Origin of the sequence: Pseudomonas sp. NPDC089408 (genome assembly GCF_044749445.1) — a bacterium.
Lineage (GTDB): Bacteria > Pseudomonadota > Gammaproteobacteria > Pseudomonadales > Pseudomonadaceae > Aquipseudomonas.
In genome coordinates this window covers 109,419-123,084 of the sequence record NZ_JBIVHY010000006.1, presented here as the reverse complement: position 1 = coordinate 123,084, position 13,666 = coordinate 109,419, and the positions used below count along the sequence as shown (strand labels likewise).

Here is a 13,666-nt window from a genome sequence, read left to right as displayed (position 1 = left end):
AGTTGGTTGCAATCGAAAAGGAAGCTTCCCACAGCAAGTTCGGAAGGCCTATAGTCGCAATCAACTATAGATTGCATAGCATGATCAGTCCCGATGAATCCGAGAAAAACACCCATGCCAACTCACCATCTCGACCATGCCAACCTGAGCCGTATGGCGGACTCAGGGCGCATCAACGCCACGCATATCGTCGGCCAGCCAGGAGGCTGGGCGGTGCAGGTCGACATCAACCAGCAGGAGCATGTACTCACTGCCCAGCGCAGCGGTAATGTCAGGCTTTTCAAGAAACTCGAGACCTTGGTGGCTTACCTGCTTGAACTGGGGATCGACCATTTCGAGGTAGACGCAACCACTTACGACCCCGAGCAAACGAGTACCTATCAACGGCCTGACCGCACCCAAGCGTTAAAACGCGCTCATGAAGCCGCTGCCTACGAGGCTTGGTTCCACGAGCAGGTAAAGACCAGCCTGGAAGACACCACGCCGGTGATGGACGATGAGGAGGCCGAACGACTGTTTGCTGCTCGCCGAGCCGCTCTGGCGGCCAAGACTCGCTGATGCGCCTCGTTTGGCGCCAGATGGCAATTGTTGAGCCAGGAACGAGAAAGCCGCCCCTGGGGGCGGCTTTCTCGTTGCGGCTGGTTGCAGCTTACAGCTGCGGGCCAGCGGCCTTGATGGCGTCGGAAACTTCGAACTTCTTGAAGTTTTCGATGAACAGCTTGGCCAGGCCTTGGGCGGCCTCGTCGTAGGCCGCTTTGTCAGCCCAGTTGGTGCGCGGGTTGAGCAGCTCGGTTTCAACGCCTGGCACAGCCTTCGGCACGTCCAGGTTGATGATGTCCAGGTGCTCGGTTTCGGCACCGACCAGCGCGCCGCTCTGGATCGCAGCAATTACCGCACGGGTGGTCGGGATGCTGAAGCGCTTGCCAACGCCGTAGCCACCGCCAGTCCAGCCGGTGTTGACCAGGTAGACCTTGGAGTTGAAGCCGTTGATACGCTTGATCAGCAGCTCGGCGTACTCGCCAGCCGGGCGCGGGAAGAACGGTGCGCCGAAGCAGGTGGAGAAGGTCGACTTGATGCCGCCGCCCGAACCCATTTCGGTGGAACCGACCAGCGCGGTGTAGCCGGACAGGAAGTGGTAGGCCGCCTGCTCGTTGTTCAGGATCGACACCGGGGGCAGAACGCCGGTCAGGTCGCAGGTCAGGAAGATCACTGCGTTAGGCTCGCCGCCCAGGTTCGCTTCGGAACGCTTGGCAACGTGCTCCAGCGGGTAGGCCGCACGGCTGTTCTGGGTCAGGCTGACATCGGTGTAATCAGCGTGCTGGTTGCCGTCGAGAACGACGTTTTCCAGTACCGCGCCGTGCTTGATGGCTTTCCAGATGACCGGCTCGTTCTTCTCGGACAGGTCGATGCACTTGGCGTAGCAGCCGCCTTCCATGTTGAAGACAACGCCTTCACCCCAACCGTGCTCGTCGTCACCGATCAGGTAACGGCTTTCATCGGCCGACAGGGTGGTCTTGCCGGTGCCGGACAGGCCGAAGAACAGGGTCACATCGCCTTCTTCGCCGATGTTGGCCGCGCAGTGCATAGGCAGTACGTCGGCAGCCGGCAGCAGGAAGTTCTGCACCGAGAACATGGCTTTCTTCATTTCGCCGGCGTAGCGCATGCCAGCGATCAGCACCTTCTTCTGGGCGAAGTTGATGATCACGCAACCGTCGGAGTTGGTGCCGTCACGCTCAGGTTCGCAGACGAAGTTGGCAACGTTGAGGATCTGCCACTGGTCGCGGCCAGCCGGGTTGAACTGCTCTGGGTTGATGAACAGGCAACGACCGAACAGGTTCTGCCAGGCAGTCTGGGTGGTCATCTTCACCGGCAGGTAGTGCTCGGCGGCCGCCCCTACGTGAACGTAGGAAACGAAGTGATCCTGGGCGTTGTTGAACGCCTCGACGCGAGCCCACAGGGCATCGAACTTGTCGGCCGGGAACTTGCGGTTGATCGGGCCCCAGGAAATGGCGTCCTGGGTGGAAGGTTCTTCGACGATGAAACGGTCAGCCGGCGAACGGCCAGTACGGTGACCGGTCTCCACGACCAGTGCGCCGGTATCGGCTAGTACACCTTCACCGCGTTGCAGCGCTTCTTTTACCAGCTCATCGACGCTCAGGTCGGTGTACACGGTGTTGTTGGCTTGCGTCATGAGATACCCCATCCGGCCCGAGGCCGAGTGCTCCAAACGTTTTGTAGTTGTCTTGAAAAAACTACTACAGCGAAAAAAGTGGCCGGATTATGCCAGAAAAGCCCAAAAAAAGTAGGCCCCTCCTGTCAGAACTGCGCTTTTGCGCAATTCGACAGGAGATTATCCTGAGCTTTAACGTTTCAGTGGCGAGTTTCTGAGGCCACGTCAGTGCCGCCACCGGCAAACAGTTGCGCCACATCGCTGGCATCGAAGAAATAGCGCTGGTTGCAGAACTGGCAATCGATCTCTACCTGCCCGCCGCACTCTTCCACCAGCGCCTTGGCGTCTTGCTCACCCAGGCTGACCAGCGCGTTACCGGAACGCTCGCGCGAGCAGCTGCAGTTGAAGCGCAGCGGCTGGATATCGAACAGGCGCACGGCATCTTCGTGGTACAGGCGGTGCAACAGGGTTTCGTTGCCTTCGGCCCACTCCTCAGGCTTGAGGGTCTTGGCCAGCGCCACTACGTGCTGCCAGCTGTCTTCGCGCTCTTCGTCATCCGGCTGGCGATCGCGAGGCAGTTGCTGCAGCAGCAGGCCACGGGCCTTGCCGCCTTCGGCATTGAGCCAGAAGCGCGTGTTCAACTGCTGCGACTGGATGAAGTAGTTGGTGAAGCATTCCGCCAGGTTGGCGCCATCGAGGTCGACGGTACCCTGGTAACGCTGGCCCTTGACCGGGTCGATGGTCAGGGTCAGGTGGCCGTCGGGCATCAACTGCGCCAGGCTGGCATCGGCCGGGATCTGCTCCGCTTCATAGCGGGCCATGCCACGTATGTCACGCTCGCCCGAGCATTCGACCATCAGCAGCGGGATCGGCCCGGCCGAACGCGCCTGCAGTATCAGCAGGCCATCGAACTTCAGCGCCCCGACCAGCAAGGCGGTGGCGGCCATCAGCTCGCCGAGCAGCGCCTGCACCGGCTGCGGGTACTCATGACGCGCCAGCACCGCCGCGTAGCTGTCATCGAGAGACACCCACTCGCCGCGCACATCGCGCTCGTCGAAGATGAAACGTTGGGTGAAATCGGTATCAGGCAAATCGCTCATAGGTTTTGGCTATCTGAAAATGATGACAAAATGATTACAGGGCTATCGAAAAACATCGATAACCCGTGGCAGAGCGCTCACAAGGCGCTCCGATTCCTGTTTGCAATAGAGGTATTTTATGGACAATCGACCACTGTTCCAAGCAAGGTGGTCCTGGGGGCCATTGGCAGCCTGTACGCTGCTACCCATCGCTCTACTGTGTTTCTGGTTATGGCCTATTGGCCAGATCTTGTGCCTGACTTTCGACGAGTGGCTGTTCCACAGCCTGAATGCGCCGCTGGCCGACAACACCACTTGGCGCTATATCTGGACTGTCGGCAGCCTGCGCCCGTTCGACATCGTGGTCGGCCTGATCCTGCTGGCAGTGCTCATCCGCGGTGACTGGGTGTTCAAGGCCGCTCAGGTTCGCCAGGCGTTTTTCGGCTTTCTGGTCACGCTACTCCTCTTAGTGGTGATTCGCGCGCTGTTTTCCAAGTGGGTGGATGCAGCCGGCTGGCAACACAAGAGCCCGTCGATGATGTTCGACGACGTCGTGCACCTCAGTGACTACTACCCGAACCTGGAAAAGGCCTGGGAGCTGAAGGACCGTTCCAGCAAGAGTTTCCCGGGGGATCACGCCTCAGTACTGCTGGTCTGGGCGCTGTTCATGAGTGTGTTCAGCCGGCGCCTGGTGCAGTTTTTGGTGATCTGGGGGCTGGCGGTGCTGTTCATGCTGCCGCGCCTGGTGGCAGGCGCCCACTGGGGGCAGGATGATTACATCGGCGGGCTGCTGATGGCGGTGCTGGCGTTGGGCTGGAGCTATTACACGCCGTTGGCGGCCAAGGGTAGCGAGGCATTGATGCGCTGGACGGCGCCGTTGTTCTCGATTGTGGCCAAGCTACCGTTGGTCGGGCGATTGGCGGTGATGCGCTAGATCGTTGGGGCTGTGTGGGAGCGGGCTTGTCCCGCGAACACCGGCGAAGCCGGTGCCATGCACCGCGTAGCCCCCTTCGCGTGGCAAGCCCGCTCCCACAGCGGCCCCGGCTATTCAAAGTTCCCATGCAGCTGGTGAATCTGCCGCCGCTGCTTCTTGTTCGGCCGGCCATCGGTAGTCACACCCATCGCCCCGGCCTTGCGCATTTCGGCGGCCTGCTCCCGGCGCCGCACACTCTCTTCAGTCTCTTCGTACAGCGTCTGCGCCTCGGGCGCCCCACGCCGCACCACCGACAGTGCCTTCACCACCACCGTGCGTTCATCGAAGCCGGTGCGCAGCACAAACTCGTCACCCACCCGTGGCTCCTTGCCCGGTTTGCAACGCTCACCCCGGCAATGCACCTTGCCACTCTCGATCGCCGCCTTGGCCAGCGCCCGGGTCTTGTAGAAGCGCGCCGCCCACAGCCATTTGTCCAGGCGGACCTTGTCGTCGTCTTCGGCTTTTTGTGCCATCCCGTTACCTCGGATTCTGTCTTTCATCGAACTGTACTACCTTCACATACGGATGCAAAAAGTCCCCGCCGTGCTTACAGTTCACCACCTCATTCGCAGGGTGCGCTTCGTGAAGACATTTGACCATTTGACTGTGATCGGCCTGCGCGAGTGGGTCGCCCTGCCCGACCTTGGGGTTGCCGGCTTGCGCGCCAAGATCGACACCGGCGCCAGCACCTCCAGCCTGCACGCCACCGAGGTGGAACCGTTCGAGCGTGATGGCCAGCCCTGGGTGCGCTTCACTGCGCATCTGGGCACAGTGGTGCAGCTGCGCCATCGCCGCTGCGAGGCACCTTTGGTGAACAGAAAGACCATCAGAAGCTCCAATGGTCACGCCCAGGCCCGTTATGTCATTCGCACGTCATTGGCCTTGGGCGATCGTGTGTGGGAGGTGGAATTTACCCTCGCCTGCCGCAAGAGCATGCGCTACCGCCTGCTGCTGGGCTCCAAGGCGTTGATTCACGGTCAGTTGGTGGTCAACCCTGGCCTTAAATACGTACAAGACAAACCGGCCTTTCCGGCCACTCTCTCTCCTGTCACAGGTGCTGCATGAAGATCGCTGTGCTGTCGCGCAATCCGCGTCTGTATTCCACCCGCCGCCTGGTCGAAGCCGGTACCCAGCGTGGCCACGAAATGGTAGTGATCGATACCCTGCGGGCCTACATGAACATTGCCAGCCATAAGCCGCAGATCCATTACCGCGGCAAACCGCTGGAAGGCTTCGATGCGGTGATCCCGCGCATTGGCGCCTCGGTCACGTTCTACGGCTGCGCGGTGCTGCGCCAGTTCGAAATGATGGGCGTGTACCCGCTCAACGAGTCGGTGGCCATCGCCCGCTCGCGCGATAAGCTGCGTTCGTTGCAGCTGTTGTCGCGCCGCGGCATCGGCCTGCCGATCACCGGCTTCGCCCACTCGCCAGATGACATCCCCGACCTCATCCAGATGGTCAACGGCGCCCCACTGGTCATCAAGGTGCTGGAAGGCACCCAGGGCATCGGCGTGGTGCTGTGCGAAACCACCCAGGCGGCCGAATCGGTGATCGAGGCGTTCATGGGCCTCAAGCAGAACATCATGGTGCAGGAGTACATCAAGGAGGCCGGCGGTGCCGATATTCGCTGCTTCGTCGTGGGCGACAAGGTCATTGCTTCGATGAAGCGTCAGGCCAAGCCCGGCGAGTTTCGCTCCAACCTGCACCGCGGGGGCGTCGCCAGCCTGATCAAGATTACCCCCGAAGAGCGGATTACCGCGATTCGCGCAGCCAAGGTGATGGGCTTGAGCGTGGCGGGTGTGGATATCCTGCGTTCCAATCATGGGCCACTGGTGATGGAGGTGAACTCGTCGCCGGGGCTGGAAGGTATCGAGGTGACCACCGGCAAGAACGTGGCCGGGATGATTATCGAGCACCTGGAGAAGAATGGCGGGCCGAATCAGACCCGGACCAAAGGGAAAGGCTGATTCAAGCCTGTGCCGGCCTCTTCGCGGCTAAAGCCGCTCCTACATGGATTGCGTTTCCCGCATGTAATCGCGTTTCCATGTAGGAGCGGCTTTAGCCGCGAAGAGGCCGGTAAGGCTCAAACAGCATTACGCGGCAACAACAGCCCCAACGGCAACCGCACCCGCGCCTCGATCCCACCGCCAGACCGGTTACGCAGTTCCACATTCCCACCATGCTGCGCCGCAATCCGCTTGACGATGGCCAACCCCAGCCCGGTGCCCTTGCCGCCCCGCGCGCGGTCGCCACGAATGAACGGGTTGAAGATGGTCTCCAGCTCCGACTCGTCGATCCCGGTGCCGCGGTCCAGCACGCTCAGCACCACATACGGCGCACTCTCGTCACCCGACACATAAGCAGCCACCTCGACCCCCTTGCCGGCATGGTGCAGGGCATTGCCGATCAGGTTGCCGAGCATGCGCTTGAGCGAAACCCGGCGCAGCGGGAACGGCGGTATCGGTTCCAGGCACAGGCGCACGCGTTCTTCCGGCTGGTTGTACGGCGCCACCACCTCGCGCACCAGGTCCGCCAGGTCGACCTCTTCCACCGGCTCATCCCGGCCATCGCGGATAAACGCCAGGAACTGGTCCAGAATCGCGTCCATGTCCTCGATATCGCGGACCATGTCATCACTCAGGTCACTGTCGCTGTTCAGCAACGACAACGACAAGCGCAGCCGTGTCAGCGGTGTACGCAGGTCGTGGGAAACCCCGGCCAGCATCAGTTCGCGCTCGCGCCCGGCCTGTTCGACATCCTCGGCCATCTGGTTGAAGGCCTTGTACACCTCGGTCATTTCGCTGGGCGTGTCGCTGATCGGCAGGCGCACGCTACGCCCCTGGCCCAGCTGGCGCGCAGCGAACACCAGGCGCTTGAGTGGCTGGTTCAGCTGCCGCACGAAAATCCACGCCGAGGCGGTAGACAACAGGCCAATGGCCAGGAACCAGCCCAGCACGTTCCAGATTTTCTGCCCACGCAGCGGGTGCGGGTACAACGGCACCTTCAACCAACCCGGGCCCAGGCTAGGCGCATTGACCCACAATGCCGGTGGCGCATGAATGCGCAGCCGCACTTCAGTGTCTTCGCCCAGCTCGGCCTGCATCTGCCGCTGGTAGATTTCACTGTAGGGCCAGTGCTGCTCGCCTTCGGGCACGCCCGAGCCGGTCACGCGGATCAGCCCTGCTGCTTCGGCGATCTTGTCACGGTTTTCTTCGTCGGCAGCCCAATAGGCGCGCAAGGTCAGCGCCACACCGTGACTGTACTGACGGTCGACCAGCACGTCCTCGTTCATCAACAGGTAGACCAGGGTCAGGGCCTTGGAGAACAGGACGACGATCAACACCAGCCACAAGGTGCGGGCGAAGAAACTTTGCGGAAACCAGAGCGGTGTTTTCATCGACGGTCAGGCATCACTTTCCGGCGTTTCCGTCCGGCACGAACACGTAGCCCACGCCCCACACGGTCTGGATGTAACGCGGCTTGGACGGGTCCGGCTCGATCATGCGGCGCAGGCGCGAGATCTGCACATCGATGGAGCGCTCCAGGGCATCCCATTCGCGGCCACGGGCCAGGTTCATCAGCTTGTCGCGGGTCAGCGGCTCGCGGGCGTGCATCACCAGCGCCTTGAGCACGGCGAACTCACCGGTGGTAAGCATGTGCACTTCGTCGCCACGCTTCAGTTCACGGGTGGCCAGCGACAGCTCGTAGTCGCCGAAGGTGACCGACTCGTCCTCGCTACCCGGTGCACCCGGCACGGTCGGCGCCTGGCGGCGCAGCACGGCCTTGACCCGGGCCATCAGCTCGTCCGGGTTGAACGGCTTGCCCAGGTAATCATCGGCGCCCAGCTCCAGGCCCTTGATGCGGCTGAGCTCGTCGCCCTTGGCGGTGAGCATGATGATCGGGATCTGGTTGTTCTGCTGGCGCAGGCGCTTGCACGCAGACAGGCCATCTTCGCCCGGCAGCATCAGGTCGAGCACCACCAGGTTGAACACCTCGCGTGACAGCAGGCGGTCCATCTGTTCGGTGTTGGGCACCGCGCGGGCACGATAGCCCTTGCTGGTGAAGAAACGTTCCAGCAGGCTGCTCAGCCCTGGGTCGTCGTCGACGATGAGAATCTTGTCACCTTCAGCGGTGTTTGGCGTGCCGGTCATGAATAACTCCTCTGATATCGCCGCGCATTATGGCGTAGCCATTGCAACGCGTGCCGTGAGCATTGTTAGCAGATTTTTCCCCCGGCGCCAGTTCCGGCTGGCCGGGCGCCATCACCGCAAGCCGTTTGCGATGGGTATAATGCGCGGCTTTCATCCAGCGCCGCCGGGCGAAAAGCCCACAGGCGACCCCCGTATTCACAAATGTCAGGTGGTTTACATGGACAGCATCAACAGCCGTATCGCCGAGGAACTGGGCGTACGCCCCCAGCAGGTCGAGGCGGCCGTGGGCCTGTTGGACGAAGGCTCGACCGTGCCCTTCATCGCCCGTTACCGCAAGGAAGTGACCGGTAGCCTGGACGACACCCAGCTGCGCCATCTGGAAGAGCGCCTGCGCTACCTGCGCGAACTCGACGAGCGCCGGGCCAGCATCCTGTCCAGCATCGACGAACAGGGCAAGCTGACCCCGGAGCTGGCCCGCGAGATCAAGCTGGCCGACACCAAGACCCGCCTCGAAGACCTGTACCTGCCGTACAAGCAGAAGCGCCGCACCAAGGGCCAGATCGCCCTGGAAGCCGGCCTCGGCGAGCTGGCCGACGGCCTGTTCAACGACCCGAACCTGACACCGGAAAGCGAAGCTGCACGCTTCGTCGACGCTGAAAAAGGCGTGGCCGACATCAAGGCCGCACTGGAAGGCGCCAAGTACATCCTCATGGAACGCTTTGCCGAAGACGCCGCGCTGCTCGACAAGCTGCGCAGCTTCCTCAAGCAGGAAGCCGTGCTCAGTGCCCGCGTGGTGGCCGGCAAGGAAGAGGAAGGCGCCAAGTTCCGCGACTATTTCGCCCATGACGAACTGCTGCGCAACGCCCCGTCGCACCGCGCCCTGGCGATTTTCCGCGGGCGCAACGAAGGCGTGCTGAGCGCTTCGCTGAAAGTCGGCGAAGAACTGCCCGGCACCCTGCACCCGTGCGAAGTGATGATCGGCAACCACGTCGGTGTGGAAAACCGTAGCCGCCCGGCCGACAAATGGCTGGGCGAGGTGGTGCGCTGGACCTGGAAGGTCAAGCTCTACACCCACCTGGAAACCGACCTGTTCGGCGAGCTGCGTGACAATGCCGAAGGCGAGGCAATCAACGTGTTCGCCCACAATTTGCACGACTTGCTGCTGGCCGCGCCGGCCGGCCCGCGCGCCACCCTGGGCTTCGATCCGGGCCTGCGCACCGGCTGCAAGATCGCCGTGGTCGACGCCACCGGCAAACTGCTGGATTACACCACGGTCTACCCGCACGCGCCGAAGAACGACTGGGACCGTACCATCTCGATCATGGCCGCCCTGTGCGCCAAGCACTCGGTGGAGCTGATCGCCATCGGCAACGGCACCGCCAGCCGCGAAAGCGACAAGCTGGTGGCCGAGCTGGTCAAAAAGTATCCAGCGCTGAAGATTACCAAGATCATGGTTTCCGAAGCCGGCGCTTCGGTGTACTCGGCATCGGAGCTGGCCGCCCGCGAGTTCCCGGACCTCGACGTGTCGATCCGTGGCGCCGTGTCGATTGCCCGCCGCCTGCAAGACCCGCTGGCCGAGCTGGTGAAGATCGACCCGAAATCCATCGGGGTCGGCCAGTACCAGCACGACGTGTCGCAGCTGAAACTGGCGCGCGGCCTGGACGCCGTGGTCGAGGACTGCGTGAACGCCGTCGGCGTGGACGTGAACACCGCTTCGGTGGCGCTGCTGACGCGCATCTCCGGCCTTAACGCCACCCTGGCCCAGAACATCGTCGCCCACCGCGATGCCAACGGCCCGTTCGCCACACGCGCGGCGCTGAAAAAAGTCAGCCGCCTGGGGGAAAAAACCTTCGAACAGGCCGCCGGCTTCCTGCGCGTGATGAACGGTGACAACCCGCTGGACGCCTCGGCCGTTCACCCCGAGGCCTACCCGCTGGTACAGCGCATTGCCGCCGGCACCGACCGCGACATCCGCTCGCTGATCGGTGACAGCAGCTTCCTCAAGCGCCTCGACCCGAAGAAATTCACCGACGAAACCTTCGGCCTGCCGACCGTGACCGACATCCTGCAGGAACTGGACAAGCCCGGCCGCGACCCACGCCCCGAGTTCAAGACTGCCACCTTCCAGGACGGCGTCGAAGACCTCAAGGACCTGGAGCCAGGCATGATCCTCGAAGGCGTGGTAACCAACGTCACCAACTTCGGTGCCTTCGTCGACATTGGCGTACACCAGGACGGCCTGGTGCACATCTCGGCATTGTCCGAGAAATTCATCAAGGACCCGCGTGAAGCGGTCAAGGCCGGCGACGTGGTCAAGGTCAAGGTCATGGAAGTGGACATCCCGCGCAAGCGTGTCGGCCTGTCCATGCGCATGAGCGACACCCCGGGTGAAAAGGTCGAAGGCAACCGCGGCGGTAACCGTGGCAATGGCGGCAACCGCCAGCAACAGGCACCGCGCCAGCGTGAAACGGCCACGGCCGCACCCGCCAACAACGCAATGGCCTCGCTGTTCGCCAATGCCAAGCAGTTGAAGAAGAAGTGATGGACGTACCACGCGAGTACGTCGAAAGCGCCTTCAGCCAACTGCTGGGCTGCCGCCTGCAACGCCTGGACACAGGTGTTGCCGAGGTAGCCCTGGCGCTTGAGCCCCAGTTGCGCAACCGTGGCCAGAAGCTGCACGGCGGGGCGATTTTCAGCCTGGTGGATATCGCCATGGGTTTGGCCTGCTCGGCTAGCCATGGCTTTGACCAGCAAAGCGTCACCATCGAATGCAAGATCAACTACATGCGCGCCGTCAGTGACGGCGAAGTACTTTGCACCGCCCGCGTGCTGCACGCCGGGCGGCGCACCCTGGTGGTCGACGCGGACGTAGCCCAGGGCGACAAACTGGTGGCCAAAGCGCAAGGAACCTTCGCGGTTCTCTAGCTCACCAAGCACTATCTGCGGTATTTTCAGCAGTGCGCTGGCACTGCTGGAACCGCGTAAACCAGGCGACAACGCCAGTTCCTTTCTTCCTACCCTTGTAGACCGTTATCTCTACCCCCATATTGGGGCGACTGACGCGTGAAGGAATACATCTTGAGCGACCTCCTCAACCGCCGCCTGAGCCTGCTCGGCGCTAATCTCCCCTTGCTCAAGCAGTGCCTGCACGGTATTGAGCGCGAATGCCTGCGCGTGACCGACGAAGGTCGCCTGGCCCAGACCCCGCATCCGGAAGCACTGGGATCGGCGCTGACCAACGAGCAGATCACCACTGACTATTCCGAGTCGCTGCTGGAATTCATCACCCCAGCGCTGGCCGACCCGGCCAAGGTGCTCGAAAGCCTCGAACAGACCCACCGCTTCGTCTACAGCAAGCTGGGCGACGAATACCTGTGGAGCCCGTCGATGCCGTGCACGCTGCCGGCCGAGGAGGACATCCCGATTGCCGAGTACGGCAGCTCGAACATCGGCAAGCTCAAGCACGTCTACCGCAAGGGCCTGGCCCTGCGTTACGGCCGCACCATGCAGTGCATTGCCGGTATCCATTACAACTTCTCGCTGCCCGAAGCCCTGTGGCCTCTGCTGCGCGAAGCCGAAGGCAACACGCAAGACGACCGCGACTACCAGTCGTCGGCCTACATCGCGCTGATTCGTAACTTCCGCCGCTACAGCTGGCTGCTGATGTACCTGTTCGGTGCCTCGCCGACACTGGACAAAGGCTTCCTGCGTGGCCGCCCGCACCAGCTTGAAGAGCTGGATGCCGACACCCTGTTCCTGCCCTACGCCACCAGCCTGCGCATGAGCGACCTGGGCTACCAGAGCAACGCCCAAGCCGGCCTGACGCCGTGCTACAACAACCTGGCCAGCTACACCGACAGCTTGCGCAAGGCCGTCGGCACGCCCTACGCGCCTTACGTTGAAGTTGGCACGCACGTCGACGGCGAGTGGGTACAGCTGAACACCAACATCCTGCAGATCGAAAACGAGTACTACTCGAACATCCGCCCCAAGCGCGTCACCTACACCGGCGAACGGCCGATCCAGGCCCTGACCTCGCGTGGCGTACAGTACGTGGAAGTGCGCTGCCTGGACATTAACCCGTTCCTGCCGGTGGGCATCGACCTCACCGAGGCACGCTTCCTCGATGCATTCCTGCTGTTCTGCGCCCTGGAAGACAGCCCGCAGCTGGACAACAGCGAGTGTGGCCATTGCACCAGCAACTTCCTGACCGTGGTCAAGGAAGGCCGTCGCCCAGACCTTGAGCTGCACCGCAACGGCCAACCGATTGGCCTGAAGCAGTGGGCCAGCGAGCTGATCGCGCGTATCCGCCAGTTGGCTGACCTGCTCGACCAGGCCCAAGGCTTTGATGAGCACGCCAAGGCCCTGGATGCCCAGCAGGCCAAGGTCGACGACGCCGCGCTGACGCCTTCGGCCCAGGTACTGGCGCGCATGACCGAGCATAAAGAAAGCTTCGTGCAGTTCTCGCTGCGCCAGAGCCGGATCCACGCCGAGACCTTCCGCGAGCAGCCGTTGAGCCAGGAACAGCAACAGGCGTACGAAACGCTGGCCCGTGAGTCGCTGGCCAAACAGGCCGAGCTGGAGCAGGAAGAAGTCGGTGACTTCGACCTGTTCGTGGGTGCCTACCAGGCGAGCATCCTGGCGATCAGCAACTGATGAACCGCACCGCCACCCCGCGCAAGCCGCGCGCCAGCAGCCAGGCCCGGATCGAGGCGATTCTGGCGGCTGCCCGCGAGCTGCTGGCCGAGCTGGGGGTGGCGGGGTTGTCGGTCTACAGCGTGGCCGAGCGTGCGCAGATTCCACCGTCGTCGGTGTACCACTTCTTCGCCAGCGTGCCGGCGTTGCTCGAGGCATTGACCGCCGATGTCCACCGCGCCTTTCGTGAAGCGCTGAGCGCGCCAATCGACAGCCACGCGTTCAGCACCTGGCATGAGCTGTCACGGCTGATCGAGCAGCGCATGCTGGATATCTACAACGAAGATGCGGCAGCGCGGCAGCTGATTCTGGCCCAGCATGGGCTGAGTGAGGTGGTGCAGGCCGACCGGCAGCACGACATGGAGCTGGGCGACTTGATGCACAAGTTGTTCGACCAGCATTTTCACCTGCCGGTGATGCCGCTGGATGTGGATGTGTTTGCCCTGGCCATGGAGCTGAGCGACCGGGTGTATGCGCGGTCGGTGCAGTTGCATGAGGCGATCACCCCGCGCATGGCCGAGGAAGGCAAGCGGGTGTTTGAGGCCTATTTAGGGCTGTATTTGCCGCCGTTTCTGGCTAAGCGTCAGGGCTGAAATAT

At 62.4% G+C, this 13,666-nt stretch carries 13 protein-coding genes; 8 read left to right on the top strand and 5 right to left on the bottom strand.

All coding sequences use genetic code 11. The annotated features are described in order from the left end of the window. Positions 1-114 precede the first annotated feature (114 nt). A complete protein-coding gene (locus ACIP02_RS12180) occupies positions 115-558 on the top strand; it encodes a hypothetical protein (protein WP_400616709.1) in 444 nt (147 codons plus the stop codon). 91 nt (positions 559-649) lie between these two features. On the opposite strand, the gene ACIP02_RS12175 is transcribed toward ACIP02_RS12180, so the two are convergent. After that, positions 650-2,191 (bottom strand): phosphoenolpyruvate carboxykinase, encoded by a 1,542-nt coding sequence (locus ACIP02_RS12175; protein WP_400616706.1) that lies wholly within the window; start codon positions 2,189-2,191, stop codon positions 650-652. Positions 2,192-2,370: 179 nt separating this feature from the next. Beyond that, entirely contained in the window at positions 2,371-3,270 is a 900-nt protein-coding gene (gene hslO / locus ACIP02_RS12170) for an Hsp33 family molecular chaperone HslO (RefSeq protein WP_400616703.1), read from the bottom strand. A 118-nt stretch (positions 3,271-3,388) separates the two neighbouring features. Between hslO and ACIP02_RS12165 the strand changes: the two genes are divergently transcribed. Further along, the gene (locus tag ACIP02_RS12165; RefSeq protein ID WP_400616700.1) at positions 3,389-4,183 is read left to right on the top strand and encodes a phosphatase PAP2 family protein; all 795 of its coding nucleotides are present in this window, start codon (positions 3,389-3,391) and stop codon (positions 4,181-4,183) included. Between the two features lie 110 nt (positions 4,184-4,293). On the opposite strand, the gene ACIP02_RS12160 is transcribed toward ACIP02_RS12165, so the two are convergent. Further along, a complete protein-coding gene (locus ACIP02_RS12160; RefSeq protein WP_054913217.1) occupies positions 4,294-4,695 on the bottom strand; it encodes an RNA-binding S4 domain-containing protein in 402 nt (133 codons plus the stop codon). A 109-nt stretch (positions 4,696-4,804) separates the two neighbouring features. Here ACIP02_RS12160 and ACIP02_RS12155 point away from each other — a divergent pair, with 109 nt between their 5' ends. Together ACIP02_RS12155 and rimK are read left to right on the top strand one after the other, a co-directional pair. Beyond that, positions 4,805-5,287 (top strand): ATP-dependent zinc protease, encoded by a 483-nt coding sequence (locus ACIP02_RS12155; protein ID WP_400616697.1) that lies wholly within the window; start codon positions 4,805-4,807, stop codon positions 5,285-5,287. Next, positions 5,284-6,189, top strand: coding sequence for a 30S ribosomal protein S6--L-glutamate ligase (rimK, locus tag ACIP02_RS12150; RefSeq protein WP_012316721.1), 906 nt, complete (start codon positions 5,284-5,286; stop codon positions 6,187-6,189). Before ACIP02_RS12155 ends, rimK begins: the two co-directional genes overlap by 4 nt. A 116-nt stretch (positions 6,190-6,305) precedes the next feature. On the opposite strand, the gene ACIP02_RS12145 is transcribed toward rimK, so the two are convergent. Together ACIP02_RS12145 and ompR are read right to left on the bottom strand one after the other, a co-directional pair. Then, positions 6,306-7,619, bottom strand: coding sequence for an ATP-binding protein (locus ACIP02_RS12145; RefSeq protein WP_060501261.1), 1,314 nt, complete (start codon positions 7,617-7,619; stop codon positions 6,306-6,308). Between the two features lie 13 nt (positions 7,620-7,632). Beyond that, entirely contained in the window at positions 7,633-8,373 is a 741-nt protein-coding gene (gene ompR / locus ACIP02_RS12140; protein ID WP_400616692.1) for a two-component system response regulator OmpR, read from the bottom strand. 217 nt (positions 8,374-8,590) lie between these two features. Between ompR and ACIP02_RS12135 the strand changes: the two genes are divergently transcribed. The 4 genes from ACIP02_RS12135 to ACIP02_RS12120 all read left to right on the top strand — a co-directional run bounded on the left by ACIP02_RS12135 (position 8,591) and on the right by ACIP02_RS12120 (position 13,661). Further along, positions 8,591-10,915 (top strand): Tex family protein, encoded by a 2,325-nt coding sequence (locus tag ACIP02_RS12135; RefSeq protein ID WP_400616689.1) that lies wholly within the window; start codon positions 8,591-8,593, stop codon positions 10,913-10,915. Continuing rightward, positions 10,915-11,298 (top strand): PaaI family thioesterase, encoded by a 384-nt coding sequence (locus ACIP02_RS12130; protein WP_400616686.1) that lies wholly within the window; start codon positions 10,915-10,917, stop codon positions 11,296-11,298. Before ACIP02_RS12135 ends, ACIP02_RS12130 begins: the two co-directional genes overlap by 1 nt. Before the next feature lie 138 nt (positions 11,299-11,436). Then, positions 11,437-13,029: a glutamate--cysteine ligase gene (gshA, locus tag ACIP02_RS12125; protein ID WP_400616683.1), complete on the top strand. Its 1,593-nt coding sequence runs from the start codon at positions 11,437-11,439 to the stop codon at positions 13,027-13,029. After that, complete coding sequence (locus tag ACIP02_RS12120; protein WP_400616680.1) at positions 13,029-13,661, top strand: TetR/AcrR family transcriptional regulator; 633 nt, start codon at positions 13,029-13,031, stop codon at positions 13,659-13,661. Before gshA ends, ACIP02_RS12120 begins: the two co-directional genes overlap by 1 nt. The last annotated feature ends 5 nt before the right edge of the window (positions 13,662-13,666 follow it).

Excerpts from the sequence above, each read along its gene's own strand:
- ACIP02_RS12180 (WP_400616709.1), top strand. The coding sequence starts at position 115 with ATGCCAACTCACCATCTCGACCATGCCAACCTGAGCCGTATGGCGGAC.
- ACIP02_RS12175 (WP_400616706.1), bottom strand. The coding sequence starts at position 2,191 with ATGACGCAAGCCAACAACACCGTGTACACCGACCTGAGCGTCGATGAG.
- hslO (WP_400616703.1), bottom strand. The coding sequence starts at position 3,270 with ATGAGCGATTTGCCTGATACCGATTTCACCCAACGTTTCATCTTCGAC.
- ACIP02_RS12165 (WP_400616700.1), top strand. The coding sequence starts at position 3,389 with ATGGACAATCGACCACTGTTCCAAGCAAGGTGGTCCTGGGGGCCATTG.
- ACIP02_RS12160 (WP_054913217.1), bottom strand. The coding sequence starts at position 4,695 with ATGGCACAAAAAGCCGAAGACGACGACAAGGTCCGCCTGGACAAATGG.
- rimK (WP_012316721.1), top strand. The coding sequence starts at position 5,284 with ATGAAGATCGCTGTGCTGTCGCGCAATCCGCGTCTGTATTCCACCCGC.
- ACIP02_RS12145 (WP_060501261.1), bottom strand. The coding sequence starts at position 7,619 with ATGAAAACACCGCTCTGGTTTCCGCAAAGTTTCTTCGCCCGCACCTTG.
- ompR (WP_400616692.1), bottom strand. The coding sequence starts at position 8,373 with ATGACCGGCACGCCAAACACCGCTGAAGGTGACAAGATTCTCATCGTC.
- ACIP02_RS12135 (WP_400616689.1), top strand. The coding sequence starts at position 8,591 with ATGGACAGCATCAACAGCCGTATCGCCGAGGAACTGGGCGTACGCCCC.
- ACIP02_RS12130 (WP_400616686.1), top strand. The coding sequence starts at position 10,915 with ATGGACGTACCACGCGAGTACGTCGAAAGCGCCTTCAGCCAACTGCTG.
- ACIP02_RS12120 (WP_400616680.1), top strand. The coding sequence starts at position 13,029 with ATGAACCGCACCGCCACCCCGCGCAAGCCGCGCGCCAGCAGCCAGGCC.